The following is a 26,925-nucleotide window of genomic DNA, read 5'->3' as shown; positions in this document are numbered from 1 at the left end:
GACCCGGCGATGGCGGGGTGGCTCACTCCACGTACAGCGAATAGACGATAACGGCGAAGCCGATGAGCGTGAGAGCGCTCTCGATGACAATCGAGTGTGTGAGCGAGAGCGTGGTGAACTGGTGGCCAACGCCGGCGAGAAGCGCGCCGACGGTGACGAGGCCGAACCCGATTCCAAGCGCCCGGAGCGCGGCCGTGCCGGTCCGCCGGTAGGCCTTGAGCGAGAGGAAGGTGATGAGGCTCCCGAGCAGTAGCGTCCCCGTCTTGACGGCGATGAGTGCGATGTCGAGGTGACTCATGTTTCCTTGCGAACCTCCCCCCACAGCGACGCCAGGCGTTCGTCGGCGCTGTGGGACGGCCGGTCGATATTCACGTCGAGGTCACGCTGGTCGGTCAGTCCAATCGTGACCGCTTCGAAGTCGGTCTCGTAGCGGGTCGCGTGGTGACCGTCCGGCCGGATTTCCGTCCCCTCGACGAGCAACGACGCCTCGGTCAACAGGTCGAGTTTTCTGTAAGTCGTAGACATGGGGATATCACACTCTTCGGACACCTCGGTCGCCGTCATCGGTTCGTCGAGGTGTCGGATGATGGTCCGGCAGTCGGCGTCGTCGAGAGCGTCCAACACCGACTGCAGGTCGGGCGGATCGTCACCCGACAGCGGATCACGCACCATACACGCCCCTCGCCGAGGAAGTCACTTAGGCCCGCCGTTTCCCGGAGCACACCGGCGGTCGAACGCCGATCGAATATGTTCGGACATAGCTTTTCGGGGGGTATCCGCGTATGAGTAGTCGTCATGAGCACAACGACCGACACCGAGAGCCAGGCGAGTCCGAGAACGACGACGGTGGCGCTCCACGCGACCGGGCACGTCCGTGACGCGATGGAGCAGCCCCACCAGACGTTCACGTTCCAGGGGGATACCCTCCGGGACCTGCTAGAGAAACTGTTCGACGAACAGCCCGGACTCGCGGAGATGCTCGTCGCGGAGACGGAGGCCGAGGCGACGACCGACGGGTGGGCGAAGCCACCCGAAAATCTCCCGGGCACGTGGCACAAAAACCCCGAGGGCGAACAGACGAAACCATACGCGCGGGTGTTAGTCAACGGCAAGTTCAACGAAGTCCTCGACGGCTTCGATACGCACATCGAGGACGAGGACCGCGTGAGCCTCGTCTACCCGTTTATTTTCTGTTGTTGACGCCGCGGCGCTTCGTCGTCGCTCTGTCGGATCGACTGCTCGCCGTTCGGCCCCGCCTCCTTTTGTACCCGCGTGCGAACGGGTTCGGCTGTCGCCTCACCTGACAGGAATCGACTGGGCGGTTGATACGGGTTCCCCCCAATGGTCCACATAGAGGTGACACCCGATGTTCGAAACCACCCGTCGACGGGCGCTCCAGGCGCTCGGTATCGGCGGCGCGGCGACGGTTGCGGGGTGCAGCGCCGAGGCTCCGACGGCCTCTGAAGCGGAGATACAGCGACAGCAGGTCGAGCAGACGTCGACGCCGACGGCCGACCAGGTGGCGGCCGACCCGACCGACCTCCCGGATCCTATCGACCGGGACGAGCCGACAACCCACGAGGTCACGGTAACTGCCGAGGAGGTGACCGCTGAGATCGAGCCGGGGGTGACCTTCGACTTCATGACGTTCGGCGGCCAGATTCCCGGCCCGATGATACGGGTCCGTCGGGGAGACACCGTCGACCTGACCTTCGAGAGTCCCTCGGGTAACGCCCTCCCGCACAATGTGGACCTCCACGCCGTCTACGGCTCCGGTGGCGGGGCGGTGGCGACCACCGCCGCGCCCGGCGAGGAGAACGCCATGACGTTCCGGGCCGACTACCCGGGGGCGTTCATCTACCACTGTGCCGTGCCGAACCTGGATATGCACATCAGTGCCGGCATGTTCGGCATGATCCTCGTCGAGCCGGAAGGTGGGCTTCCGACGGTGGACCGCGAACTCTACTTCGGCCAGCACGAGGTTTACACCGATGGCGAGGTGGGCCAGGAGGGGAAACACAGCTTCGACATGGACGCGATGAAGCGCGAGGACCCGACCTACGTGCTCCTGAACGGCGAGAAGTACGCGTGGGCGGCCGCGAACCGCGGCCCCGTCGAGGTCCAGCAAGGCGAACGGGTTCGCGTGTTCATGGTCGACGGCGGCCCCAACTACTCCAGTAACTTCCACCCCATCGGCAACGTCTGGAAGCGAGCCTACCGCGACGGCGGCCTCCCCCAGAATGGCGACTTCGAGGCCTACGCCGACCGGAACATCCAGACGATGAAGGTGCCGCCTGGAAGCTGTATGATCGGCGAGATGGACACGCCGGTCCCCGAGCGGATCAAACTCGTCGACCACGCGCTCAGCCGCGTCGCCCGCCGGGGGATGCTGGCCGAAATCGACGTGGTCGGCGAGAAGCGCGAGGACTACTACGACCCCGACGCCCACGGAACCAGTCACGAGGGGTCGAAGTACGCCTGACTCCGGGGCGACCGGCGTCGATCCCTGGCCGTGATGACGCCGCTCCCCTCTCGGATGCGGCGGGACCGACTTATACCCGCCGCGGACTACCGTACGGGTATGCCCACGGCACGGCTCGCGGTGACACTTCCGGAGGACGTCTGGATCGCCGACCTCTCGTCGCGACACCCAGAGGCGACCTTTCGGGTGCTCGCCGCGCTCCCCGACGACGACACGGGCGTCGGGTTGGTCGAAATCACCGCCCCCGACATGGAGGCCGTCCTCTCGAAACTCGATGCGGCCACCGGCGTTCGGGTCTTCGAACTGCTCCACCGTGGCGACGGCCGAGCGCTGATCCAGTTCGAGACTGACGACCCGCTCCTGTTGCTCTCGATTCGTAACTCCCGTACCCCCTTCGAACCGCCAATCACCATCGTCGACGGCGTCGCTGACCTCGAACTCACGGCCTCACGGGAGCGACTGTCGTCGCTCGCCGATCAACTTCGCACCTTCGGCCTCGAGTTCGACGTCCGGTCGGTTCGCACCTCGATGGACCCCGAGTCGGTCGTCTCCGACCGCCAGCGCGACCTGATCGAGACGGCGGTCGAACTCGGCTACTACGATACGCCCCGCTCCTGTACGTTGACCGACCTCGCGGACCACCTCGATATCGCCAAATCGACAGCCAGCGAGCGACTGCATCGCGCTGAGGGCGCGATTATTCAGGCCTTCATCGCCGACGCGAGCGTCGTCGACTAGTCCTCGTGGCTCGGATTCCCGTGTTCCGCGCTCGCGTCGTCGGGGGCGCCGCCGACGTTTCTGAGCATCAGGATCAGTCCGAAGACGATAGGCGAGAGGAAGGCGGCGACGAGTGATCCGCCGACAGCCAGAGACATCACCTGGCTGGCCGTGCTGCCGCCGTTACCGCCGTTCTCGCCACCGCCGCCACCGCTTTCGCCACCGCTACCACCGCCACCCTCACCGCCACCACTACCGCCACTTTCACCGCCACCACCGCCACCGCTCTCGCCACCACCGCCGCTGACAACCTCCGCGCCGGTGTCCACGTCGCCGACGACGACGACGCCTTTCATGCCGAGCGCCTGATGGGGTGTGCAGTAGTATTTCACGACACCTTCGGAGTCGAAGGTCTGTTCGAAGGTGGTGCCGGCTTCGGCGGCGAGGTCGCTCTCGAAGTCGCCGCCTTCCTCGGCGACGACGTTGTGCTGTGCGCCCTGGCCGGTCCACTCCCAGACGACGGTCGTGCCGGTGTCGACCTGGATGGCCGCGGGGCCGAACCCGAACGCGCCGTTGTTGGCCTCGACGCCGACTTCGACCGTCACCTCGCCCGAGCCCGTTTGGTCGACGACGCCCTCGTAGTTGCTCACGTCGCTCATCCATCCGCCGAACGGTCCGGACTGGCCCGCCACGGTCCCGGTCGCTCCCACACCGAGTAAGCCAGCCCCGACGGTCCCGGCGCTCGCCCGCAACAGCCGCCGTCGTCCCAGCCGAACGTCGCGTTCCTCGCTCATGGTCGCCTCCTCCTACACACGACCCCTTCAAAAATATTGCCAGTTTCAGCCCCGATCCGCGGGGTTTTTCGAGTATCGCGATTCGACTCAGTCGTCCGCCGGGGCGGACTCGCCGCCGACGACCGGCCGGGTGACGTCGCGGTCGGTCTGTTCTCCCTCAATGTCGTACGGGTACTCTCCGGTCACACAGCCAAGACAGAGGTCGCCTTTCGCCCGTCCCAACACGTCCGCGATGGCGTCGATAGAGAGATACGAGAGGCTGTCGGCGCCGATGACCTCTTTGATGTCGTCGATACTTTTGTCGGCCGCGATGAGTTCGTCTCGGCTCGCCATGTCGATTCCCATATAACAGGGGGCGACGATGGGCGGTGCGCCGATACGGACGTGGACTTCCTCGGCGCCAGCGTCACGGATGAGGTCGACAAGTTGTGTCGAGGTGGTCCCGCGGACGATACTGTCGTCGATGATGGTGACGGTCTTGCCCTCGACCGTGCTTCGGATCGGGTTGAGCTTCAGTCGGACGGCACGCTCGCGCTCGTCCTGTGTCGGCATGATGAACGTCCGGCCGACGTAGCGGTTCTTCATCAACCCCTCGGCGAACTCCACGTCGGCGTCGCCGTCGTTCGCGGCCTCCGCGTAGCCAGATGCGAACGAGCGCCCGGAGTCGGGGACCGGCATCACTACGTCCGTCTCGATGCCGCTCTCGGTCCAGAGTTCGCGCCCGAGGTCACGCCGCACCTCGTAGACGAGGCCGTCGTCGATGACGGAGTCCGGGCGCGAGAAGTAGACGTGTTCGAAAAAGCAGTGGGCCGTATCGTCGCGGTCGATGAGTTGATAGGAGTCGAAGCCGGAGCCGTCCGGTTCGAGGACGATCAGTTCTCCGGGCGCCACGTCGCGGACGAGTTCGCCGTCGAGTGTGTCGATGGCCGCCGATTCCGAGGCCAGTACGTAGCCGTCGTCGAGTTTTCCGATACAGAGTGGGCGATTGCCTTCGGGATCGCGCACCCCGAGGACGGCGTCGTCGTGCATGATCGTCAGCGCGTAGGAGCCGTGGATGCGGCTCATGGTTCGCTTGACCGCTCGTACGAGGTCCTCTTCCAGTAGGTTGCGCGCGAGGTCGTGGGCGATCACCTCGGTGTCGCCGTTGGAGGTGAAGGCGTGGCCAAGCGCCTCCAGTTCCGACCGGATCTCGGCGGCGTTGACGAGGTTGCCGTTGTGTGCGAGGCCGAGCGATCCGGACTTGAACGAGACCGAAAAGGGCTGTGCACAACAGGTGTTGACGCCGCCGGCCGTGGGGTACCGAACGTGGCCGATTCCCGCAGGCCCGTTCAGTTGATCCAGGTCGTCAGCGCCGAAGACGTCGCCGACCAGTCCCATCTCTACGTGGCTGTGCTGTTGGAACCCGTCGTGGGTCACGATACCGGCCGACTCCTGCCCCCGATGCTGGAGCGCGTACAGCGAGTAATATAGGGGCCGAGCGGCGTCGCGGTCGGCGAGGGAGACGCCCACGACGCCACACTTCTCGGTCATCCCGTTCGGGGTACGGTGATCCCGCCCGTGTGCCATGAGCGTCCGTAGTGTGTCGTGGGGTAAAAAGGCACGCTATTAGGCATGTAACCGCCGCAAAATTCATCGACGAATCAACGGTATTCGGGACGCTACTTACGGTTGACGGCGTTCGCGAGAAACGACAAAACGAGAAACCGAACCGTCCGGAGCCGGATTACTCGCCGGATTTGCTCTGCCACTCGTAGTCGCGTCGCTTCGCCGACTTGCCGAAGCCACACGACGAACAGACCTTCTTCCGAACGTGGTAGGATTTCTCACCGCAACGTCGACATTTGACGTGGGTCGTCTTGTTCTTCTTTCCCTGGGTCGGCGTTCCTGCTCCGGTCATGTACTTATCGTCACGACGTTGTCGCCGCGTATAATGGTTGTGTTGTCGATCTGCTCGACGTTCGGATCGTCGAGGACGCCCTCGCCGATCTCGTCGTCGGGTTCGAGCACGACGTTCATATGCTGGTCGTACCCACCGAGGAGGCCGTGGAACGCACGGCCGTCCTTGAGATGCACCGTCACGTCCTCGTCAAGCGAGGCCTCCAGCACGTCGAGGGGTCGTCCACCCATGCCATCAATGGCGGGGAGTGGGAATAATAAACGTACCGAAGGTCGGGCGGCGACGCCGCCGTCAACGCTCGGCTCCGCGCCCCACTCCGCCGGTCTGTCGGGGGATCACTCCCCGTCTGTCCGGCCGACGGCAGCGGGCGGGACTGGGACCGTCGGCGCCTCCGTCGACCGCTCGACGGCTCGACCGACGGTAAAGAGCGTCGCCTCGTCGAAGTGCTCGCCGACGAGTTGGAGGCCGACGGGAAGCCCATCGACTTCCCCACACGGCACCGTGAGCGCGGGATGGTGGGTGTGATCGAACGTCGCGGTGTTGCGGTGATTCTCGACGATCCGTCCGAGACGCTCCGTTCGGCTCAGCGAGTCGTCGCGCTCGAACGGCAACATCGGCACCGTCGGCGTGACGAGCGCGTCACAGTGATCGAGATGGGCCGTCAGTTGTCGTTCCAGTTCGAGGCCGATGTTTTTCGCCTTTGCGTAGAACTCGATGCCGAACGTTTCGGCGAGATACGTCCCGACGAGCAGTGAACTCTTAGCCGTCGGTGGCAGTTCGTCCGTCCGTGAGCGCGTCCGCGACTCGACGGCGTCGACGAGGTCGGTCCAGTACCAGCCGGTGTGGTGCGTGCCGACGCCGCCCTCTTCCATCGTCCGGGTACCGCCCTGTATCTCGAGGGGCGTCAGCAGCGTGAGGATCTCACGGTGGAAGTCGACGCTCACGGACTCGACGGTGGCGCCACGAGAGCGGAGGCTGTCGACCGCATCGCGGACCACCTCGTCGACTTCGGGGTTGCCGGCCGGCCAGTCGAAGCCCTCTTCGAGGACTCCGATGGTGAGACCGTCGACCCCCTCGTCGAGGGCGTCGGTGTACGGCTCAGCCGAGACGCCGCGTGGCTGGCGGGCGTCCATCCGCACGCCGTTCTGGACGTCCTCGCCGGCGAGGACTTCGGTTGCGAGCGCCACGTCCTCGACGGTACTGCCCATCGGGCCGACGTGATCTATCGTCGGATCGAGCGGGAAGATCCCGGTGTAGGGGAGCAGTCCCGTCGTCGGTTTGAGCCCGACGACGCCACACCACGAGGCGGGGATGCGGATCGATCCGCCTTGGTCACCGCCGAGGGCGATGTCACACTCACCGAGGGCAACAGCGGCACCGCTCCCGCTGGAGGAGCCACCGGCCAGTCGTGCCGGATCGTGTGGGTTGGGGACGGTCCCGTAGTCGGAGATGTCACTGGACCCCGACCACGCGAACGCCTCCATGTTCAGCTTGCCGGTGATGGTTCCGCCAGCGTCCAACAGGCGGGTCACGACCGTCGCGTCGATCCGGGGAACGTAATCGCGAAGCACCCGTGATCCACAGGTCATCGGGTAGGTTGCGAGGGCGATGTTGTCTTTCAGGCCGACCGTCCGCCCCGCGAGCGGGCCGTCGTCGGCGCCCTCTACCGTACACCGCGTGATCCAGACGTTGTAGGGGTCGTCCTCTCCCGACGGCGAGTGCCCCGTCGGCCGGTCGGTGTAGCTCCGCCGGTGGATCGGGAACGACGGTGAGGGGAGTTCCATCACGCGCCGGACGTCGTCGAGTGCGCCGTCGAGGACGGCGAGGTAGTCGGCCAGTTCCTCGTCGGTCAGCTCCAGGCCGAGGCCGTCAGCGATAGCCGCGACCCGTTCGGGCGACGGCCGATGGACGTTCGGATACGTGTCGCCGGACATCTCACACCGTGATGTGTCGTTGGACGACCTCGGAGTCACGGAGGTCGTCCGGGGGAAGTTCGTTGACCAGTTCGCCCGTCTCGATCACGTAACACCGTTCGGTGGTGTTGATCGTAAAATCGAGATTCTGCTCGACGAAAAAGACCGTCGTCCCGATATCCCGGTTGATCTCCTGTACGATGTCGCTGATCTCCTCGACGATGGTGGGTTGGACGCCCTCGGAGGGTTCGTCCAGCAAGAGGAGGTCGGGAGCGCCGACCAGCGCCCGGGCGACGGCCAACATCTGCTGTTCGCCCCCGCTCATCGTGCCAGCCTTCTGGTTCCGGCGCTCGTCTAGGATCGGGAAGTAGTCGTACATCTCCTCGAAGAGGGCCCGCTCGTTCGTCTCGTTGACGAACCGGCCGACCTTGAGGTTCTCGTGGACGGTCAACCGCGGGAATATCTCCTTGTCCTGTGGGACGTAGCCGATCCCCCGGCGGGCGCGACGCTCGGGGGAGTCGTCACCGATGGACTCGCCCGCGAACGTGAGTTCGCCGCTGGTCGGCGTGAGCAAGCCGATGATCGTCTTCATCAGCGTCGACTTGCCGGCACCGTTCCGGCCGATGAGAGAGACGATTTCGCCTTCGTGGATCTCCATCGAGATGTCGTGGAGGACGGGTGTGCGCCCGTACCCCGCGTTCACCGCGTCGAGTTCGAGCAGGCTCATGCCGTCCCCTCCGCCTGTTTGCCGAGGTAGATGCGCTTGACGTCCTCGTTGCCGGTGACCTCTGCGACCGTCCCCTCCATGAGCATCGATCCCTGGTTGAGAACGGTGACGCGATCCGCGACCTGTCTGACGAGGTTGATGTCGTGTTCGACCACCAGAATCGACATCCCTTCCCGGACGAGGTCCTGGATCAGTTCGCCCGTCTCGCGGGTCTCCTCGATGGTCATCCCGGCGGTCGGTTCGTCCAGCAAGAGGAGTTTCGGCTCTGTCGCCATCGCCATCGCGATTTCCAGCCACTGCTGGTCACCGTGTGCGAGGCTTCCGGCGACCGCCTCGCGCTCGGCCGTGAGACCGATGAGGTCGAGTAGCTCGTCGATCCGCCTCGTGGCGTCCTGGCCGTCGTGAATCCGCTGGGTCGCCACACGGAGGTTCTGTTCGACCGTTAGCTCCCGATACGTGCTGATCCGCTGGAATTTGAGGCTCATCCCTCGACGAACGCGCACGTGCGGTTTCAGATCGGTGATATCCTCGCCGTCGAAGTGGACGGTCCCCTCGGTCGGGCGGTGCGTGCCGGTGACCAGTTTGAGGAAGGTGCTCTTTCCCGCTCCGTTCGGGCCGATGAGACAGCGAATCTCGCCTGCCGGAAGGCGAAAGGAGATGTCGTCGACGGCCGTGAGACCGCCGAAGCGCTTCGTCAACCCGTCGGTGCGGAGGATCGCTCGCTCGTCTCCGTGTTGTGATGTGGTCATGCTTCGGCCTCCGTCGTGTTGCTTCGATCGATATCGTGTCCGTCGCCGGTTCGCTCCCGCCATCGGGCCACGATGGCGGGGATCAGACCGTCCGGGAAGAAAAGCACGACCAGTACGAACACCGCGCCGAGGAAGATGTTCGTGTAGCCGCTGCCGACGGTCGACAGCTTCGTCGAGATGGACTGCAGAGCGTATGCGGCCACCAACGGCCCGATGAGGGTGTCGCGGCCGCCGACGGTGACCCAGATGATCGGGACGGACGCGGCGGTCAACCCCATCACCGTCGGATCGATGAAGTTGCCCCACGCGGCGTGTAAGGCGCCGGCGAAGCCGGCGAGTCCCGCGGTGAGCGAGAACGCGATGAGCTTCAGCTTCCGGACGTCGTAGCCGAGCATTCGTGTTCGATCCTCGTCCTCGCGGATAGCTAGGAGAACGTAGCCGTAGTAGGAGTTGAGCAGGATCCTGAGCCCGAGATACGTCGCGACGAGGAGAAGCGCCACGAGATAATACTGCGCCGTGATCCCGAGCGGGACCGATAGCGGGCCGCCGCCGAGGGTCAGGCTCGGAATCCCGGTGACGCCGTTGTTGCCACCGAGTTCCGCCGCGCCGATTGTCGTGTTCGTCGTCCGCACGAGGATCAGGTTCCCGGTCAACGCGACGGCCAGCGTCAGGATCGCGACGTACAGCCCTCTGATCCGGCCGTAGAACATGAAGTATCCGAGAAGCGCGCTGGCGAGCACCGTCACGACGACTGCCGCCAGGATGGCGACGTTCGTCCCGCCGGTCACCTCGATCAGCGTGATGCCGACGATGCCGAAGGTGTAGGCACCGAGACCGAAGAAGGCCGTCTGTCCGAAGTTGAAAATCCCCGTATATCCCCACACGACCGCGAGGCTGAGCGCGAGGATCATCCAGACGAAGTAGTCGGTGTTTACCTTCAGCACGAAGGGGTTGGTCAGGAACGGGTACACGAACATGAACCCGACGACGACGAGGAAGCCGTACCAGAAGCGCGTCGAGTTGCCGAGGGTGTTCTGTCCTTCGAGCAAGTCACGGAGCCGAGCAATCGCCCCCGGACCACCCGCGTCAGTCACTCGTCACCACCCCAGAGATACCTTCGGGCAGCACGCGGATGATGAGAATCGTCGTGACGAGCAGTGCGACACGGCCGCCGAGCGTCCCGAAGAGTTGGGAGGCCGGCGTCTGGATGAGTCCAAGGGAGAGCGCAGCGCCGAAGGTTCCGATCAGGACGTTTGTGCCGCCGACGATGACGGTCACGAACGCCTCGACGATGTACTCGCTGCCCATGGTCGGTGTCAGCACCGTGAGTGGAGCGAACAGGCCGCCGGCGATGCCCGAAAGCACCGATCCGAAGGCGAACGTGAGCATGTAGGTGCGACCGGTGTCGACACCGAGACTCCGTGCCATCTCCTTGTTCTGCATGGCCGCCCGCGCTTGGAGTCCGTAGGTGGTCTGTGTAAAGACGGCGTAGGTCCCGGCGAACAGCCCAAGCGCCGTCAGGCCCAGAACGATCTTGTACATCGAGGCGCTGAATCCAGCGTACTGGAAGGTTCCGAAGGGAACCGGAATGCTGCCGAACGTGCCTCCGAACTGGATCTGGACCGCCTGCGTCAGGATCAGGCTCAGTCCCCACGTCGCGACCAGCGTGTCGATCAGCCGGTCGTACATGTGACGAATCAGCAATCGCTCGACGACGAGACCGAACGCGCCGGTCGTGAGCCCGCCAACGACGATGGCTCCCGCGAGGGGGATTCCTGCGCCGTACGCAATCGACGTCGAGTACGCGCCGATCATGATGAACTCCCCGTGGGCGAAGTTGATGATCCCCATGATGCCGAAGATGACGGCGAGGCCGAGTCCGGCGAGCGCGAGCGTGCCGAAGAAACTCAGCAACAACACCAGAAAGCGAAGGATCGACTCGACGACGGCCATCAGCCGAGATCACCTTCGTCCGGTGTTAGATACTCGGTCCGGGGTTCGTCCCACGAACTGTCGTCGACGAGGTTACACTGGTTGCGGAACCACTCGCTCGTCTGGACGTTCTCGGCGATTGGCTCCTCGGTCTCCTCGCCGTCCATGTCGAGGAAGCTGACGCTGTGGTCGTCGTTGACCTTCGCGAGCCACATGTTTTGGGTCGCGTGGTGGGTCTCGCCGTTGAACGTGACCGGTCCCTTCGGGGAGTCCATCTCCAGCCCGTTCTCGTACTCCGCGAGGACGGCCTCTTGGTCCACCGTCCCCGCGTTCTCGACGGCGTTCCAGTAGAATCGAATCGCGTTCCACGCGTCCGCAATCGAGAGGAAGACGTAGCCGCCCTCCTCTTTCGTGTACGCCGGATTGCGCTCCTGGAAGTTCTCGACGAACTCTTGATTTGTCTCCGTCGGAATCTCCTGGAAGTAGCTGAAACAGGAGTAGGTGTCGGCCATCACCGGCGGATCGAAGCTGACGTGTTCGTACGTGCCCGCGATGTTGGCGAGCGAGCCGTACGGGAGGTCTATCCCGGCCGACTCCGCCTGTTTGAAAAAGGAGTACTGGGCCGAGCCGACGAGAAGGCTGAGAATCCAGTCGGGGTCCTCCTCTCGGATACGGTTGATCGTCGACCCGAACTCCGAGGTATCGAGCGGGATGAACTCCTCGTTGACTGGCTCTGCCCCGTTCTCTCGGGCGTAATGTCGTGCGTATCGATTGCTGACACGACCGTAGTTGTAGTCGGCGACGAGCGCGTAGTAGTCCGAGCCGAAGTTCTCGACCATGAAGTCGATCAACGGGCGCTGCTGAGAGGTGAGGGTCGTGTTGATGACCATGTACTCGTCACAGACGCCACCCTCGTACCAGTCGTTGTAGCTGAACAGTTGCTGGTTCTCGTCGACGATGGGCCGGAGCGCTTCCCGGTTCGAACTGAGCAACGCACCGAAGATCATGTCGACGTCGTCTTGCTGGATCTGCTTGCGTGTCAGATTCTTGTATTTCGTGTTGTCTCCCGCCGGGTTGTAGTCGATCCACTCCACCTCCCGACCGAGCAGTTCGTACTCCTGCTGTTCGAGCCACATCTCCGTGGCGGCGTCTTTCCCCTTCCCGACGAAGCCGAGTGGACCGCTGTTGTCGTAGAGTGTGCCGATGGTGATCGGTCCCTCTCCGTCGGCACCCCCGATCTGTCCGGTACAGCCGCCGAGCGAGACTGCACCGGCGCTCACGGTTACAGATTTCAAAAAATTACGGCGGTTAAACGCATTTTGCGAATCTTTCTCTCCATTTTCGGTCCTCTTTCGGACATCTCTCGACATCAGCCTACATAACTATACAAACATATTTATATTTTTTGGTGAAACGCCCCCCTGTCACAACATACCCGAAGGAAATCGGGAGAAGGTACCCCTTTTGACGAACTGAGTGGCCCAATCTAGTTGTGATTGGTGCCTTTTAATGATACCTCGCCCCGTAATGGTACGCCGAGCGGTCCATCCCGTCCCGAGTTGGCGTGATACCCACGGGTTCGGCCACAGAGCGAGACACGCGCCATCGAACCGCGACAGCCCGCGAACGATCCGTCGACACCAGCCCGCCCGGACAGACGCCACGGGCCGGTAGTATAAACGCCCGCGGCCCAAAGACGAGCGCATGGTCGTCGCCACGAGCGTTCTGCAGGCGGGGATCGAACTCGGCCCCCAGACGCTCCCGCTCCTCTTGGTGGTTGCGGGGCTTGGCCTGTCCATCGCGGAGGCGATGGCACCGGGTGCCCACTTCGCCGTTCTGGGTGTCGCCTTGCTCGCGGCGGGTATCGTCGGACTGTTGCTGGGTCCCGTCGCCGGACCGCTCGTTCTCGCCGTCCTCGTTCTCGCCTTCGGCGGCTTGGCGCTCGCGGGGTATCGCCGGTTCGACTTCTACGGTGGCGCGGGCACCGGGCGGACGAGCGACTCCGACTCCCTTCGCGGCCGGACGGGGCGGGTGACCGAACGGGTGACCGAGGAGTCGGGCGAGGTAAAACTCGACCGTGGCGGCTTCAATCCCAACTACAGCGCACGGGCGCTCGACGGCGAGATTCCCGTCGGCGCAGAGGTGTTGGTGGTCGACCCCGGCGGCGGGAACGTCCTCACCGTCGCCTCGCTGGACGAGATGGAAGACGATATCGACGCCGAACTCGCCAGGGAGCGAGCCGCGACGGCGGCCGAGACGAGCGACGGGCAGCCGACGGGCGAGGAAGAGTCCGAGCGCGCCTGAGGGTCGTTCCGTCCGGCTGACCGTGGCGTTTAAACCGACGCCGGTCCGAACGAGGTGTAATGGCTTTTGAGGAGCTGCTGAGCGATCCGGTGATCCAGAAGTACCTCCACGAGCTCGTCGGTCCGACGGGGATGCCGGTCGCCGCCGCGCCGCCGGACGGGGAGGTGACGGACGAGGAACTCGCAGAGGAGTTGGGGCTGGAACTGAACGACGTCCGCCGCGCCCTCTTTATCCTCTACGAGAACGACCTCGCCAGCTACCGCCGCGTCCGCGACGAGGACTCCGGGTGGCTCACGTATCTCTGGACGTTCGAGTACGAAAATATCCCCGAGAACCTCGAAGAGGAGATGCACCGCCTGCTCGACGCCTTGGAGGAGCGTCTCGAATACGAGCGGACCCACGAGTTCTATCTCTCGGAACCCGCGGGCATCCGCTTCGAGTTCAGCGAGGCCATGGAGTTCGACTTCCAGTGTCCGGAGACGGGTGCACCGCTCGAACCGATGGAAAACGACGACCTCGTCGAGGCGACCGAGCGACGAATCGAGGAGCTTCGGAACGAACTCAGCGTGGAAATTACCCGCTGATGGTCGTCCTCGCAACCAAGTGTTACGTCGACGGCGACGCCCGCGAGCGGGCGCTCGATGGGATGGACGCACTGGTCGACAACGCCATTGGCGACCTAGACGTCGAGTGGGAGGTCGGTGTCCGCCACGACGACTTCGTCTCGGTGACGATTACCGGCGACGACGCGGTGGCGGCGCGCAACGCCCTCGGCGAGGAGTGGGGGACGGTCGGGACCGGCTTCGAGGACGGCGAGACGTACGTCGGGACGCTCGAATCCTGGGACGCGGATGGGTTCGTCCTCGACGCAGGCGAGCGCGTCCGGATTCCGGCCGACGAACTCGGTCTTGGCCCGGGGTCGCCGTCACAGATCCGCGACCGGTTCGGCCTCGTCCAGCACCTTCCCCTGCGGTTCACCGCAGGTGACCCACCGCGACTGGCCGACGCCGAGCGCGACCGGCTGTTCGGGTGGACCCGCGGCGACAACGGCCGCCTGAACGTCAATAGCGCGACCCGGGGTGAGGTGCGGGCGACGACCAACCGTGCCGGGCACGCCCGCGACGTCGTCACTGTCGAACGGCTCGGCCTGCTCGAACAGAGCGTCGTCTGTACCGAGGGGACCGACCCGCCGGGACTGCTCGCGAGCGTCGGCGAGTACCTCCCTGCGGAGCTGAAGTGTGTCATCCCCTGACCGATGAACCGGCGTCAGTTGCTCCCGTTGCTCGGGCTCGTGGCGCTCGTCGTCACCGCCGGCTGTGCCGGCTTCTTCGGCTCTCAGCCGCTCTCCGACGAGCAACTCGACGAGGAGCCGCCCGCCCCGTACGTCTGGGACACCGAGGTGAACGCCCACATCACGATCACCGAGAACGCGCGGTTCCAGGCGGTCTACCAACTGAACCGGACGCGGATGGAGCTGTTCCGCCGGGACGGGTTCGGCGGCCGGAACGCCATCCCGGTCTCGGCGGTTCGCTACCGTTACCCCAACGGAACGGTGATCACGGGGACGGAACTCGTCGCCCGCGGCGGGTCGATCAACCGTTCGCGCGAACGAGTGTCGGTTGTCCTCCCGGACGATTCCCCGGACGACGGGGGCGGTCGTCTGGCCTTTACCTCCTCCAGTACGCCCAAGCGATTCAGCCTCCCAGCGTTCGTCAACGGGTCCTACGCCGTCGTGTTGCCGCCCGACCGCCGGGTCGAGGTGTTCCCGTTCGGGAACGTCAACCCCCGCGGGTACGAGGTGACCGCCGACGGCGACCAACGGATCATTCGCTGGGACGGCGTGGAAACCGACTCGGTCTCGGTTCGGTTCTACCTGCAGCGTGACCTGCTGATCTTCGGCGGGGCCGCGGCCGGTCTAACCGTCGTCGGCCTCGTGGGCGCGTTCTACTACAAGCGCCGGATCGACGAACTCCGCGAACGGCGGGAGGAACTCGGCCTCGACGTGGAGACCGACGACGACGAGTTCCGCGACGACCCGCCACCGGGGATGGGCTGACTCCATCGACTCCGGTCGCGGGCCTTTTCACCTCGCCCCGTCTACGGCGCCTCATGCGAGTTGCGGTCGTCACCGTCGGCGACGAACTGCTCTCCGGGGACACGGTCAATACGAACGCTTCGTGGCTGTGTAATCGGCTCGACGACCGCGGGGTGACCGTCGAGCGGATCACGACCGTCCCCGACCGAGTCGCCGACATCGCCCGCGTGGTCAACGAGTACCGTGCGGAGTACGACGCCGTCCTCGTCACCGGCGGCGTCGGCCCGACCCACGACGACGTGACGATGGATGGTGTCGCGACTGCGTTCGGTCGGCCGGTCGTCCCCAACGAGGCGGCCGCGGCGTGGATCGACGAGCACGGCGACTACACGGTTTCCGACCTCACCGAGGGGACGACTCACCTCCCGGAGGGGGCGCGATTTCTCCGAAACCCAGAGGGGGTGGCTCCGGGAGCCGCCCTCGACTCGGTGTACGTCCTGCCCGGCGTCCCCGACGAGATGAAGGCCATGTTCGAGACGGTCGCCGGGGAGTTCGCGGGCGAGCGAGGCTCCGTCGAGGAGGTCCACACGAGCGAACCGGAGAGCGCACTCATCGACCGTCTCGACGGGGTACAGGAGCGTTTCGACGTGTCCGTCGGGAGTTACCCCGGCGACTCGGTCCGGCTGAAGATTCGCGGGACCGACCCTGCGACGGCCCGCGCGGCCGCCGACTGGCTCCGCGAGCGTGTCGACTTAGCGACGGAGGTAGAGCAACCAGAGCAAGGTGACGCCGAGACTAGCGAGTAGTACCACCGCACCGGTCGCCTCGATGGGGAGTGCTTCCCCAGACTGTAGCGGGAGCATATTCGCCCCTATCGACGGCAGTCGCTTAAACGTTCGTTACGCCGCCCACGTGGGGAGACTTTTGTCCGTTCCGACATAGCCCACACCATGCGACTCGGGTTCGTGGTCAACCCCATCGCGGGCATGGGCGGACGGGTCGGCCTGAAAGGCACCGATGGAAAGGTCGCGGAGGCACGCGCTCGCGGCGCCGACCCGCGCTCCCCGAACCGGGCGCGGCGTGCGCTCGATGCCCTCTACGACCGACGCCCCGAGGCGACGCTCCTGACGTGGGGTGCGCCGATGGGTGCCGACCTGGCCCGCGAGGCCGGCTTCGACCCCACGGTTCTCGGCACGCCCGGGGAGGGGGAGACGATGGCCGCGGACACCCGCGAGGCCGTCGCGGCGTTCGTCGACGCCGGCGTCGACCTCGTCTGTTTCGTCGGCGGCGACGGCACCGCCGCGGACGTGGCCGACGCCCTCGACGGGACCGACACGCCGATGCTCGGCGTCCCCGGTGGCGTGAAGGTGTACTCCTCGGTGTTCGCCGTGTCGCCGGAGGACGCGGCCGCCGTGGTCGATACCTTCGAGCGAACCGAGCGCCGAGAGGTGATGGACATCGACGAGGATGCGTACCGCGGGGGGGCGGTCGACCCCGAACTTCGGGCGGTCGTCCGAGTCCCCGTCGGCGAGAACCTCCAGTCCTCGAAACAGACCGGAAGTGGGAACGTCGAATCCCTGGCCGAGGGGTTTGCCGACAGCGTCGATCCCGGCGTGACCTACGTCCTCGGCCCCGGCAGTACGGTCGGGACGATCAAGGAGGCGCTCGGATTCGAGGGATCACCCCTCGGCGTGGACGTGTGGCGCGACGGCGAGGTGCTCGTCACGGACGCCACCGAGTCGGCGATTCTCGACGCCCTCGGTGAGCGAAACGTGATCGTGGTCTCGCCCATCGGTGGGCAGGGGTTCGTCTTCGGGCGCGGAAACCCACAGCTCTCGCCGGCGGTCATCCGGCGATGCGAGGTCGAAGTCGTCGCCTCTCGGTCGAAACTCGACGACCTCGGCCGACTGCAGGTCGACACCGACGACCCCGAACTCGACGCGGACCTGCGGGGCTGGACCCGCGTCCGCGTCGGCCGGTTCGAGCGGCGGTTGATGGAGATTGCCTAAAACCGCCATCCCTCAACAGCTATGATGGCGTATAATGACGCATAGTGAAGATTAAGGTCGTTGGGAGACGTACCCGTGGTATGGAAACACGGAAGGTGCAACGCCTGGGGCCGTCGACGCTGGCCATGACGCTCCCAGCCGAGTGGGCCAAGGAACACGATGTCGAGAAGGGCGACGAGGTGTCACTCCGGATGGGCGGGAAGGGTACGCTGACGGTGCTCCCGGAGTCCGCGAGCACCGAGGGGTCCACCGCGACGATTCACGCGGACAACCTCGATGCGGGCGCGCTGGAACGTGCCATCGTCGCGCAGTACGTCCTCGGGCGACGCGTCATTCACATCCAGAAGTCGGAGGGTGCCCTCGACAGCGAGCATATCAACGCCGTCTACCGCGCTGAGACGCAGCTGATGGGTCTCGGCGTCATCGAGGAGACGCCTGAGCGGATCGCCATCCGCTGTTCGGTCGATCCCGAGGACTTCACCCTCGATAACCTCCTCGAACGCCTGGAAAACACCGGGAGTACCATGCGCGGTGAATCGGTCAAGGCGCTTGCCCACGGCAACGCCGACCTGGCCGAACGGGCGCTGAACCGCGAACGCCAGGCGAACAAAATCTTCGTCCTCCTGCTTCGCCTGATCTTCATGGCGTACCAGAACCCCAATCTCGCCCGGGCGGTCGGTCTCGAATCTGGCTTCCCGCTCATCGGCTACCGGTCGGTGGCGAAGAATCTCGAACTCACCGCCGACAACGCCGAGGATATCGGCAACATCGCGCTCGACGCGAAGGAAAACACCATCGACGTCGACAGTTCGACGATGCGAGCGATCCGCGAGTTCACCGACCAGGTCGACGAGATCACCGTCACCGCGGTCGAGGCTGTCGTCGAACGCGACTACGACAAGGCCATCGCCGTCGGGCGGATGTTCGAGGAGATCAGCGACCGCGAGATGGAACTGATCCGGAGCCTCCCCGACATGCCGAAGGTCGAACTCCTGCGGACCCGCGAGGTGCTGGTGAGCCTCCAGCAGACCGCACAGTACGCCATGCGCAACGCCGAAATCGCGGCGAACCTCGCGCTCAACGAGGAGTCAGAACACGTCACCATCGAGTAGTCAGTGATCCGACCGCGCGCGGATCGACCCGTGTGGTGGCCGCGCGTCGAGTAAACCGTCGTCGGTGGGCGTCGGCGTCGTGGTCCTCTCGTCGTCGGCAGGAGTCGGCGTGGCCGTCACCTCCCCGCCGTCGAGTAAGCCGCCGTCGGTGGGTGTCGGCGTCGTGGTCCTCTCGTCGTCGGCAGGGGTCGGCGTGGCCGTCTCCTCCCCACCGTCGAGTAAGCCGTCGTCGGTGGGTGTCGGCGTCGTGGTCCTCTCGCCGTCGGACGCCGAGGTGGGCGTCGGCGTCACCTCCGCTCCCTGTGTTGGAGTCGCCTCGCCGCCCGCGTCCGTCTCGTTTTTGTTGCCGAAGAGATCCGTCTCGATGGTCTCGGTGTAGGTCAACGGCCGCAGCGGAATCTCGACGGTCCCGGTCGGCAGTTCGACCCGCGCCGAGAAGTCGATCCGTAGCTCCGTTCGCTGGTCGTTCTCCAGGTGGGTGACCCACCACTCATCGATGTTGCCGTTGTCGAGGACCGTCGTCGCCCGGATGGTGCGAGTCGACTCCGGTGGGACCGTCCCCTGGCCCTCGGTGACACCGGTCCCCATCTCCACGCCGTTCATCGTCGCCCGATAGCTCAGTTCGGAGACGGGCACGGGGTAGGGGTTGGGGTTGTAGACGACAAAGCGCATCTCGATTTCGGTCGCCGACGAGTCGATTGCCCCCCACTGGGCGCTGGTTTCCTCGATGTAGAGGATCGGTTCGCCGTTCGGCCCCTCCTCGCCGACGGGACGGCGTTCCGTCGAGTTGAACGCCGAGATGACGTCGGTCTCGACGGTACGGGTGACCTGCGGTGTGCCGAAGGAGGTGTCCAGTGCCGACGAGTGGACGTCCGCGGTGATCGCAAGTTCCGTGCGCTCGCCGTTGTCGAGGTGGCTCACCCACCACGCGGGGATGCGCTCGTTCGCGAGGTGGGTGGTCATCGGCACCGTCGACTCGCCGCTTGGCAGCGAGAGTCCCTCCTTGACACCGGTCGCCATCCGAATACCGTTCATGTCGATGGCGTAGTCGACGGTGAGACCGCCGAGACTCGCGCCGATGGGGTTGGGGTTTCGCACCGACAGGTCGCTCTCGACGACGGTCGTCGTCTCGTTGACGCCACCGAACCGGTTGTCGACGCCCGACACCGAGGGCTGACCCAGCACGAAGACGGCAATCCCGGCGAGCAACACGACGCCCGCGACGCCGATGGCGACGTTTCGCTTCGATGGCATGCGGAGTCGGTTGGCCCGCCGTGACATACGGCTTGTGGCTGTCGGCGGCCGACGGTCGCCGGGTCGGACCGCCCACGAGACTTTTTAACCCCACGGTCGTAATCCGCAACCGCTCCGAATGTCTCGACACGCAGCCAGACCTCCCGGTGACAACACCGACCTCGACTGGTGTCACGAGGCGGTTCAAGGCGTCTCCAGAACGTTCGCGTTGACCGTCGACGTGCTCGACGAACCGATGGCGTCGTACATCTGTGTCGGCTATCTCCTCTGTCGCGTTCCCGACACCGTCGAGGACGCCGACCACATCCCGCCGGCCGCACAGGCGCGACTCCTGAACGAGTACGACCGCGTCCTCGACCCCGCGGCCGACACCGACGTCGAGGCGTTCCGCGCGTCGGTCGACGAGTGGCTCCCCGCCCCCGAGGAGCGAACCGACGACTGGGAGGTCGTCGCCAGCACCCCGCGGATCGTCCGCACGTTCGAGAGCCTGCCCGACGACGTGCGCGAAGCGGTCACCCCGCCCGCTCGCGAACTCGTCCAGGGGATGGCGATGTTCGTCGAACGCTACGCCGACGAGGGGGGGCTTCGCATCCAGTCTCGGGAGGAACTGGAAGAGTACTGTTACTATGCCGCCGGCACCGTCGGCACCCTCGTGACGAATCTGTTGGCCCGCGGCAACCTCAGCGAGGGGCGGCGCACACGCCTCTACGACACCGCCGAGGAGTTCGGCCTCCTGCTCCAACTGGTCAACGTCGCCAAGGACGTCTACGACGACTACACCGAGGAGGACAACGTCTACCTGCCGGCGGAGTGGCTGGCCGCCGAGGGCGTCCCACAGGAGGAGGTCGTCGCCTCCGAACACGAGTCCGGGGCCGCGGCGGTCGTCCGCCGCACCGCGCGACACGCTCGCTCGTTCCTCGACGACGCCCAGACGTACCTAGAGGCGGTGCCGACGACGGACGGCAACACCGTCGCGGCGTGGGCCATCCCCTTCCTGCTTGCGGTCGGGACGCTCCGCGAACTCCTTGCCCGCCCCGAGGATGCCCTCTCTGACACCGGCGTGAAGGTCTCGCGACAGGAGGTGTTCGCCGTCGTCACCGAGATGACGGGCGCCTCGTCCGGGTCGCTCGAGGACCTCCGCGAGGACATCGCCGGGCAACCCTACCACCGGGCACGCGGCGGAGCCGACTAACCGCCCGGCCTGTCAGGTGACGACTGCGTACGTCATCAGGAATCCGAAGTAGAGCACCACAAGCCCCCCGAGCGCCAGCAGTCGGAACCGCTGGAGGGCTTCCTCCTCTTTCGTCCGGGCGGTATCGAAGGCCTCCCGTTCGGCGGCCGATAGGGCCGATGGGTGATCGAGGCCGCGGTGGAGTGCCAGATACCTCTCGTCGGTGAACGGTCGGCCACAGCGCTCGCAGACGTGGGTGGTCACGTCGGGAGGCACGTGGGTCTCTGGTTCGGTGTCGGTCATGATCACGAGGCGATAAACGGTGGTGCGACGTACGGTTCGGCGACGATCCAGAGGCTGAGCATGGTGTAACAGACCATGACGGCGGTCACCCCGTACTGACTGCGGACGGCCTGCAGCCGCGAGGGGAACAGTTCGTAGGCGGTTGCGTGGGCGACCCAGACGGCGAGCAGGTGGCCAAGGAGGACGAAGGCAAACTCGAGGCCGCCGAACCAGCCGGGGAGGCCGGCGAGTTGTGGCGGCGACGGCGGCGGCGAGAGTGGCGCGGCGGCGACGGTGACGAACGTCGGCGCGAGCACGAGCACCGACCCGAGGTTGTGTGCGAGGTGGTAGCCGGCAGCGATGGGGAGCAAAGACGGAGCGAAGCGCCGCGCTAGCGCTCCAGCCGAGAGGTAGGTTTCGGCGCCGACCCGTCCGGCCCGTGCCGCCGCCCGATAGGCGAGGTAGAACAGCCCGGCGCCGACGAGGTACGCCCCGAAGTAGACGGCAAGGGGCGGGACGCCGGCGTCGGCGACGGCGCGGACGCCAGCCGCCCAGGGGCCGGTGGCGACGAAGCCGTCGTAGGTGGTGACAAACAGGAGAGTGACGACGAAGGCCACGTCGCCGGCGTCGTCGAGTCGGGTGTCGGGAAGCTCACTCCCGGGAAGTCGAACCCGGAGGCGCCCGTCGGTGACGCCGAGCGGCGCGAGGCGGCCGTAGAGCCGGAACGCCCGGGCGAGCGGGTCGACGGAGCCGAACCAGCGATCCGGGCCGAAGACGACCGATCCGACGAGCGTCACCGCGGTGTATCCCGCGAGGACCGTCGCGAGGAGTTGCGCGTCGTCCGCCAGCGGGGCGGTCACCTCGACCCATATCAGGAGGAGAAGTCCGGCGACGCTCGGCCACGCACCGAGGCGCTCGGGATACGGTCGGTCGAGGGTGGGGAGCCGCTCTGCCACCGTCCGGAAGGGATTCAGCGCCGGCCAGGAGTTGCCGAGGAGATACGTCGAGGCGACGTAGCCGCCCCACCAGGCGACCCAGACGACGAGCACCGCGAGGTTGCGGACGCCTGTCGCGTCCTCGGCGACTCCGACGCCGAGCGTGACGGCGAGGACGACGACACCGAGGGCGCTGGCGAGTCCGCGACCGATCCGCCCCGGGGCCGGGAGCGGCCGAGCCCAGTCGTGGATAGCCGCGACCAGGCGGCGGTCGGTGACGAAACTGGCGAGCAGAAAGGAGACGCCGACGACGCCGCCGCCGGTCAGCAGGAACAGCCAGGTGGGGACGGCGACTGGGTCGCGTGTCGCGCCGCGAAGGCTTCCGCTGTGGGCGGCGACGCGGCCGACGGCGGTCGAAAGCCACCAGGTGACGCCGAGAGCGACGACAGCGGTCGGCAGGCCCTGCCACCGACACCTATCCCGACGCAATTCCGGGACCATGAGTCGACGGTTAGGGTGTCCCTCCCGAGTAGCTTCCGGAACGGAGCGGGCCACGCGCCGTCTCCGGTTGGGAGGATTTTTGGTAGTTGAATCGCAACGGGGGGTATGAGCACGGATCACGGCGGAGACGACCATGGACATCACCTCCCGGCGGTCGAGGACTGGCCCCGGGGGTTCGGCGAGGCGAGTTGGTGGCCCTTCATCACCGCCCTTGGCGCAGGGGGAATCTACCTCGGTGCGGCCCTGTTTATCGTCTCGGGCGGCTCCGACTCGACCATCGACCCCATGATCGCCCCGCTCGCCACCGCGGCGAGCGTCGGCGCCTTCCTCTTTGGCCTGTACGGCTGGGTGTATCACGCCTTCGTCACCGAGTTCTGGTCGAGCGACGCCGACGAGAAGACCGCGTCGGCGCTTCGCTGGGGGATGATCGCCTTCCTCGGGTCCGAACTCGCCACCTTCGGGGCGGTGTTCACGTATTACTTCTTCATCCGTGCGGGGACGTGGCCACCGGGCGAACTCCCGCACCTGACCGGCTCGCTCGTCATCATCAACACGGCGATCCTAGTGGCGTCGAGTCTCACGCTCCACTGGGCCCACGTCGCCATCCGTAACGACAGCCGCCGGAAGTTCGTGCTCGGACTCCTGTCGACGCTCGTCCTCGGACTGGTCTTCATCGGCGGGCAGGTGTACGAGTATTACGAGTTCATCGTCCACACGCAGTTCACCGTCACCTCCGGGCTGTTCGGGTCGGCCTTCTACGGGCTGACCGGCCTTCACGGCCTCCACGTCTCGCTCGGTGGCGTCCTTCTCGCCGTCGTCACGATTCGTGCGCTCGCCGGACAGTACTCCGCCGAGCGGCACGTGTCGATCAGCACCGTCTCGATGTACTGGCACTTCGTCGACGTGGTCTGGATTTTCCTCGTCGTCGTGCTGTATCTCGGCGGCTCGCTCGGCGCCTGATCGGCGTCCGCCGGCGTAAATTTATGTAGCCACACACGACAGCTATTGCTATGGAGGACTTCGAGCAGCTCGTGTCGTCACTCACGCCCCGGGAAGAGAACGACGAAATCAAGCTCTACCAGAACACCGTCTCCGTGGCGTGTCCGGTGTGTGAGGAGCCGTTCGACGACCTCGTGGTGTGTAAGAACGACGAAACCAGCCTCGAACAGATCGAACCGCTCGACATCTGTGTCACGGTCCACGAGGGCAGTCCGCTGCTGTTCACGCACAAGCACTGACCGCGGCGACGGCGCCACTCCCGGCACCGCGGTTAAGGTGACGGCCACCCGACCGCGTGGTATGGCACGGGAAGTGACCCACACCGCGACGGGACCGAAGATCATCACGCCGGCGGACATCGACGCGGAGAAGGGGGACGTGGCGGTCTGCCTCTGTGGCCTGAGCGAGGAGTACCCCTTCTGTGACGGCTCCCACCGCCGGACCGAGGAAGAGGACCCGGACGAGCGCTACAAGTACGTCGACGGGGAACGCCGTCGCGTCGCTGTCGAGTTCCGCGAGGAGTAGTGTCGCCGGAAACACGGCGTCGCCGCCGTCGGTTGCCGGAAGGTATTTGCATCGCTCGGAGGCATATCCGGTAATGGACAGCGAGATTCTAGACGCGGTGACCGAGTGGGGAGACCACCCCGTCTCCGACGGCGTCGTCGGGCTGTACGACCTCGCTGACGCGGAGTTCTCGGGCGCCGTCACCGACGGTGCCGCGTGGACGTTCGTCCTCAACGGCCGGTATCTGGGGGTGTTCGACGGCGACATCGACGACTTCGAGGACGCGTCGCTGACGGCCTACACGGCGCCCGACAGCTCTCTGCCGCTCCTCTACGCGATGCGGGCCGGCGGGGGTCAGACTCGCGGTCAGTACTACTCCAACGAGACGCCGCTGACCGAAATCGACGGCACGCTCTCCTCGGGGAACTTCGTCGGCTACGTCGAACTCTCGGAGAACGTCCTCTCGGGCGATTACTACGTCGTCTACTACGGCGGCCGGTCACTCCCGGTCGCCTACGTGGGCAACAGTCGGCGCCTCCTGACCGGCGACGAGGCGTTCGAACGCGCGGCCGACGAGGTGGGCATCTACTCCGTCGTCGATGCCGATATCGACGTCGTCGAGTTGCCGAAACCGGATCCACGTGGCGGAGACGAGAGCGGGGCATCCCCCGTCACCGGGGCAGGTCCCGACACCGCGACCACAGACCCAGACCCCGAGACGGATCGGGCCGACGCCGCATTTGACGACGTCGACACCGGCGACGGCACGGACGACGACGCCACGGACGAGGCGTTCGCCGCCGCGTCGACCGACCGGACGCCGACGGACGACAGCGCCGGAGACGACGCTGACGCGATAGCCCCCGACTGGGTGACTCCCGAGGTGGTCGCAGACGACGCCGACACGGATGGCGACGACGCGGACGACGATGCCGACACACCCACCGAGACGACGACCGGCGACACGGCGACCGAAGCCTCCGCGACGACGGACGACCCGGAGTCCGGCGGAGTCGACGCGGACGGAACGGTGACGGCGGCGGACGCGGGGACGGTGACCACGGAGGATGTGGCGGTCGACCCCGTCGAAGAGTCCGGAGCCGATCCGGCGGACGACACGGAGTCGGACGACGGGAACACGAGTGATCGGATGGCGGCCACCGGAGCGGCCGACGGCGTCGAGTCCACGCCGGCCGACGAGGTCGACGACGCGGCGTCGGCGGCCGAACCGGTGACCGACAACGAGGCCGCGCGGTTGCGTCGGGAACTCGACACCGTTCGCAAGGCGAAATCGGAGGTCGAGGCCGAACGCGACCGGATCGCGACCGAGCGCGACGAGCATCGTGCCGCCGCCGAGCGTCTGGAGGAACGGGTAGCCGAATTAGAGGCGGAGATCGAGCGTCTGGAGAGCGACGACCCCCCGGCTGCGTCGCGGAGTCTCGCGCCCGCAGAGGCGCTCGCAGGAACGAACCTGTTCGTCCGGTACGAGGACAAGACCGCGGGGACGCTCGAACGCGCCGCACAGGGCCGTATCGACGAGTCGACGCTTCGTGATAACCTGCGGCTCGCCCACCACACGGAGTTCGAGACGGGTGGGCTGTCCGTCGACGGCCGGCCGTTTGAGGCCTTCCTCCGTGAGACGACCGAATACCGGTTCGCGGAGTGGCTGTTGACCGCGCTGACCTACGAGATCAGGCAGACCGACACGCGGCCGGCGCTCTCGAAACTGTACGAGGCAGTCGAGCGCATCGACCGCATCGACCTCGACGGGACCGTGGACGTGACGGCCGAAAACCGGCCGGAGTCGGTGTCCGAGTCGTTCGACGTGATCTTCCGGGACAAGATGGGCGACCCGCTGTTCGTCGCCGCGTTCGACGAGGGCCGCGATCCGACCGCGGCGCCGGTAGTCGAGGAACTGATCGACGGTGCGAGTCGCGTGAGCGAACGGGTTGGGACGCTCGCGGCGGCCTTCTTCGTGTCGGCGAGTTTCTTCGATTCGGAGGCGATGAAGACCGCAGTCGACGCCACCCGCGGTGGCCTCTTCAGCCGGAGTTCACGGCGGAGTTACGTGAAGATTTCGCGGAAGGCCGGATTCCACCTGTGTCTGGTCGAGGCACGAGACGACGAGTTCTTTTTGACTGTTCCGGAGCTTTAACTCTGGATCTCGGCGGTCTCCTCGATTTTCATCGAGTCGAGCTTGTCGACGATGGAGTCGATCTTCTCGTCGAGTTCGTCGACGAAGTCCGCGGTGTCCTCGGTGGTGATCGCTCCCTGGCTCGATGGCTCGATGAGGTTCTCCTCTTCGAGGACTCGCAGGGAGTACCGGACCTTGTGATGCGGGTAGCCCGTCTCGTTGGACATCTTCACGATACCGATAGGTTCGTTGCCGATGACCATCTTCAACACCTGAAGATGGCGTTCGAGCATGTCGACTTCTTTCTCGAGCCTGTCTATCATGACACTTGTTAACTCGTCGTTGCGGGTTTTAAAAGTTGCTGTGAGACCCGACGTCTCGGAACTGAATGCTAAGAGGTGCGCGGTGAGAGTAGTTAACGCTTCGGGTCGCGGCCGCCGTTCCCGGTGTCGGTTCCGCTCACCTCGACTCGTG

31 protein-coding genes are annotated in these 26,925 nt (G+C 65.7%); 15 read left to right on the top strand and 16 right to left on the bottom strand.

The genetic code is table 11. The features are described 5' to 3' along the window. Positions 1 to 22 precede the first annotated feature (22 nt). Together NO878_RS06740 and NO878_RS06735 are read right to left on the bottom strand one after the other, a co-directional pair. Entirely contained in the window at positions 23 to 298 is a 276-nt protein-coding gene (locus tag NO878_RS06740) for a DUF7521 family protein (RefSeq protein ID WP_256405192.1), read from the bottom strand. After that, positions 295 to 672, bottom strand: a complete 378-nt coding sequence (locus NO878_RS06735) for a winged helix-turn-helix domain-containing protein (RefSeq protein WP_256405191.1) — start codon at positions 670 to 672, stop codon at positions 295 to 297. The genes NO878_RS06740 and NO878_RS06735 overlap by 4 nt, the downstream gene beginning before the upstream one ends. 123 nt (positions 673 to 795) lie before the next feature. Here NO878_RS06735 and NO878_RS06730 point away from each other — a divergent pair, with 123 nt between their 5' ends. From NO878_RS06730 to NO878_RS06720, 3 genes are all read left to right on the top strand, one after another. Further along, positions 796 to 1,200 carry a pterin cluster protein gene (locus NO878_RS06730; protein WP_256405190.1) on the top strand — a complete coding sequence of 135 codons (405 nt, stop codon included), beginning with the start codon at positions 796 to 798 and terminating at the stop codon, positions 1,198 to 1,200. Positions 1,201 to 1,366: 166 nt separating this feature from the next. Continuing rightward, the gene (gene nirK, locus NO878_RS06725) at positions 1,367 to 2,482 is read left to right on the top strand and encodes a copper-containing nitrite reductase (protein WP_256405189.1); all 1,116 of its coding nucleotides are present in this window, start codon (positions 1,367 to 1,369) and stop codon (positions 2,480 to 2,482) included. 99 nt (positions 2,483 to 2,581) lie between these two features. Continuing rightward, positions 2,582 to 3,220 (top strand): helix-turn-helix domain-containing protein, encoded by a 639-nt coding sequence (locus NO878_RS06720; RefSeq protein ID WP_256405188.1) that lies wholly within the window; start codon positions 2,582 to 2,584, stop codon positions 3,218 to 3,220. On the opposite strand, the gene NO878_RS17255 is transcribed toward NO878_RS06720, so the two are convergent. From NO878_RS17255 to NO878_RS06670, 10 genes are all read right to left on the bottom strand, one after another. Beyond that, positions 3,217 to 3,993 (bottom strand): halocyanin domain-containing protein, encoded by a 777-nt coding sequence (locus NO878_RS17255; protein WP_379824077.1) that lies wholly within the window; start codon positions 3,991 to 3,993, stop codon positions 3,217 to 3,219. The two genes, NO878_RS06720 and NO878_RS17255, sit on opposite strands and share 4 nt — an antisense overlap. Before the next feature lie 87 nt (positions 3,994 to 4,080). Beyond that, positions 4,081 to 5,559, bottom strand: coding sequence for an amidophosphoribosyltransferase (gene purF, locus NO878_RS06710; RefSeq protein ID WP_256405187.1), 1,479 nt, complete (start codon positions 5,557 to 5,559; stop codon positions 4,081 to 4,083). Positions 5,560 to 5,716: 157 nt separating this feature from the next. Further along, entirely contained in the window at positions 5,717 to 5,890 is a 174-nt protein-coding gene (locus NO878_RS06705) for a 50S ribosomal protein L37e (RefSeq protein WP_256405186.1), read from the bottom strand. Further along, positions 5,887 to 6,120 carry an LSM domain-containing protein gene (locus NO878_RS06700; protein ID WP_256405185.1) on the bottom strand — a complete coding sequence of 78 codons (234 nt, stop codon included), beginning with the start codon at positions 6,118 to 6,120 and terminating at the stop codon, positions 5,887 to 5,889. Before NO878_RS06700 ends, NO878_RS06705 begins: the two co-directional genes overlap by 4 nt. Positions 6,121 to 6,225: 105 nt before the next feature. Further along, positions 6,226 to 7,824 carry an amidase gene (locus NO878_RS06695; RefSeq protein ID WP_256405184.1) on the bottom strand — a complete coding sequence of 533 codons (1,599 nt, stop codon included), beginning with the start codon at positions 7,822 to 7,824 and terminating at the stop codon, positions 6,226 to 6,228. 1 nt (position 7,825) lies between these two features. Beyond that, positions 7,826 to 8,524 carry an ABC transporter ATP-binding protein gene (locus tag NO878_RS06690; protein WP_379824201.1) on the bottom strand — a complete coding sequence of 233 codons (699 nt, stop codon included), beginning with the start codon at positions 8,522 to 8,524 and terminating at the stop codon, positions 7,826 to 7,828. Positions 8,525 to 8,526: 2 nt separating this feature from the next. Beyond that, positions 8,527 to 9,279: an ABC transporter ATP-binding protein gene (locus NO878_RS06685; RefSeq protein ID WP_256405182.1), complete on the bottom strand. Its 753-nt coding sequence runs from the start codon at positions 9,277 to 9,279 to the stop codon at positions 8,527 to 8,529. Beyond that, positions 9,276 to 10,373 carry an ABC transporter permease subunit gene (locus NO878_RS06680; protein WP_256405181.1) on the bottom strand — a complete coding sequence of 366 codons (1,098 nt, stop codon included), beginning with the start codon at positions 10,371 to 10,373 and terminating at the stop codon, positions 9,276 to 9,278. Before NO878_RS06680 ends, NO878_RS06685 begins: the two co-directional genes overlap by 4 nt. Further along, positions 10,366 to 11,232, bottom strand: coding sequence for an ABC transporter permease subunit (locus tag NO878_RS06675; protein ID WP_256405180.1), 867 nt, complete (start codon positions 11,230 to 11,232; stop codon positions 10,366 to 10,368). The genes NO878_RS06680 and NO878_RS06675 overlap by 8 nt, the downstream gene beginning before the upstream one ends. Further along, entirely contained in the window at positions 11,232 to 12,491 is a 1,260-nt protein-coding gene (locus NO878_RS06670) for an ABC transporter substrate-binding protein (protein WP_256405179.1), read from the bottom strand. Before NO878_RS06670 ends, NO878_RS06675 begins: the two co-directional genes overlap by 1 nt. Before the next feature lie 424 nt (positions 12,492 to 12,915). Between NO878_RS06670 and NO878_RS06665 the strand changes: the two genes are divergently transcribed. The 7 genes from NO878_RS06665 (at position 12,916) to NO878_RS06635 (ending at position 18,671) form a co-directional block, all read left to right on the top strand. Continuing rightward, positions 12,916 to 13,515 carry an NfeD family protein gene (locus tag NO878_RS06665; protein ID WP_256405178.1) on the top strand — a complete coding sequence of 200 codons (600 nt, stop codon included), beginning with the start codon at positions 12,916 to 12,918 and terminating at the stop codon, positions 13,513 to 13,515. A 59-nt stretch (positions 13,516 to 13,574) separates the two neighbouring features. Further along, positions 13,575 to 14,099 (top strand): transcription factor, encoded by a 525-nt coding sequence (locus NO878_RS06660; protein ID WP_256405177.1) that lies wholly within the window; start codon positions 13,575 to 13,577, stop codon positions 14,097 to 14,099. Next, the gene (locus NO878_RS06655) at positions 14,099 to 14,767 is read left to right on the top strand and encodes a DUF2110 family protein (RefSeq protein ID WP_256405176.1); all 669 of its coding nucleotides are present in this window, start codon (positions 14,099 to 14,101) and stop codon (positions 14,765 to 14,767) included. Before NO878_RS06660 ends, NO878_RS06655 begins: the two co-directional genes overlap by 1 nt. Positions 14,768 to 14,770: 3 nt before the next feature. Beyond that, on the top strand, positions 14,771 to 15,571 hold the full coding sequence (locus NO878_RS06650) for a DUF5803 family protein (RefSeq protein ID WP_256405175.1): 801 nt from the start codon (positions 14,771 to 14,773) through the stop codon (positions 15,569 to 15,571). Between the two features lie 53 nt (positions 15,572 to 15,624). Then, positions 15,625 to 16,356: a competence/damage-inducible protein A gene (locus tag NO878_RS06645; protein WP_256405174.1), complete on the top strand. Its 732-nt coding sequence runs from the start codon at positions 15,625 to 15,627 to the stop codon at positions 16,354 to 16,356. 144 nt (positions 16,357 to 16,500) lie between these two features. After that, positions 16,501 to 17,559 (top strand): ATP-NAD kinase family protein, encoded by a 1,059-nt coding sequence (locus tag NO878_RS06640; RefSeq protein WP_256405173.1) that lies wholly within the window; start codon positions 16,501 to 16,503, stop codon positions 17,557 to 17,559. A gap of 80 nt (positions 17,560 to 17,639) precedes the next feature. Further along, positions 17,640 to 18,671, top strand: coding sequence for a phosphate uptake regulator PhoU (locus NO878_RS06635; RefSeq protein ID WP_256405172.1), 1,032 nt, complete (start codon positions 17,640 to 17,642; stop codon positions 18,669 to 18,671). Here NO878_RS06635 and NO878_RS06630 read toward each other — a convergent pair whose 3' ends face one another. Further along, entirely contained in the window at positions 18,672 to 19,925 is a 1,254-nt protein-coding gene (locus NO878_RS06630; protein ID WP_256405171.1) for an LEA/WHy family protein, read from the bottom strand. A gap of 118 nt (positions 19,926 to 20,043) precedes the next feature. Between NO878_RS06630 and NO878_RS06625 the strand changes: the two genes are divergently transcribed. Further along, entirely contained in the window at positions 20,044 to 21,117 is a 1,074-nt protein-coding gene (locus NO878_RS06625; RefSeq protein ID WP_256405170.1) for a phytoene/squalene synthase family protein, read from the top strand. A 12-nt stretch (positions 21,118 to 21,129) separates the two neighbouring features. On the opposite strand, the gene NO878_RS06620 is transcribed toward NO878_RS06625, so the two are convergent. Together NO878_RS06620 and NO878_RS06615 are read right to left on the bottom strand one after the other, a co-directional pair. Further along, positions 21,130 to 21,399 (bottom strand): DUF7410 domain-containing protein, encoded by a 270-nt coding sequence (locus NO878_RS06620; RefSeq protein ID WP_256405169.1) that lies wholly within the window; start codon positions 21,397 to 21,399, stop codon positions 21,130 to 21,132. Between the two features lie 2 nt (positions 21,400 to 21,401). Further along, the gene (locus tag NO878_RS06615) at positions 21,402 to 22,814 is read right to left on the bottom strand and encodes a hypothetical protein (RefSeq protein WP_256405168.1); all 1,413 of its coding nucleotides are present in this window, start codon (positions 22,812 to 22,814) and stop codon (positions 21,402 to 21,404) included. A 105-nt stretch (positions 22,815 to 22,919) separates the two neighbouring features. Between NO878_RS06615 and NO878_RS06610 the strand changes: the two genes are divergently transcribed. From NO878_RS06610 to NO878_RS06595, 4 genes are all read left to right on the top strand, one after another. Continuing rightward, on the top strand, positions 22,920 to 23,774 hold the full coding sequence (locus tag NO878_RS06610; protein WP_256405167.1) for a cytochrome c oxidase subunit 3: 855 nt from the start codon (positions 22,920 to 22,922) through the stop codon (positions 23,772 to 23,774). A gap of 50 nt (positions 23,775 to 23,824) precedes the next feature. Next, positions 23,825 to 24,052, top strand: coding sequence for a DUF7385 family protein (locus NO878_RS06605; RefSeq protein WP_305882570.1), 228 nt, complete (start codon positions 23,825 to 23,827; stop codon positions 24,050 to 24,052). A 61-nt stretch (positions 24,053 to 24,113) separates the two neighbouring features. Continuing rightward, on the top strand, positions 24,114 to 24,338 hold the full coding sequence (locus NO878_RS06600) for a CDGSH iron-sulfur domain-containing protein (RefSeq protein WP_256405166.1): 225 nt from the start codon (positions 24,114 to 24,116) through the stop codon (positions 24,336 to 24,338). A 73-nt stretch (positions 24,339 to 24,411) separates the two neighbouring features. Further along, positions 24,412 to 26,472, top strand: coding sequence for a DUF7527 domain-containing protein (locus NO878_RS06595; protein ID WP_256405165.1), 2,061 nt, complete (start codon positions 24,412 to 24,414; stop codon positions 26,470 to 26,472). On the opposite strand, the gene NO878_RS06590 is transcribed toward NO878_RS06595, so the two are convergent. Then, positions 26,469 to 26,774 (bottom strand): hypothetical protein, encoded by a 306-nt coding sequence (locus NO878_RS06590; RefSeq protein ID WP_157689350.1) that lies wholly within the window; start codon positions 26,772 to 26,774, stop codon positions 26,469 to 26,471. The genes NO878_RS06595 and NO878_RS06590 overlap by 4 nt on opposite strands. Positions 26,775 to 26,925 lie beyond the last annotated feature (151 nt).

It is taken from the genome of Haloplanus ruber (assembly GCF_024494725.1).
GTDB classification, from domain to species: domain Archaea; phylum Halobacteriota; class Halobacteria; order Halobacteriales; family Haloferacaceae; genus Haloplanus; species Haloplanus ruber.
The sequence above is the reverse complement of the archived record's forward strand: the minus strand, read 5'-3'. Positions and strand labels throughout refer to the sequence as shown.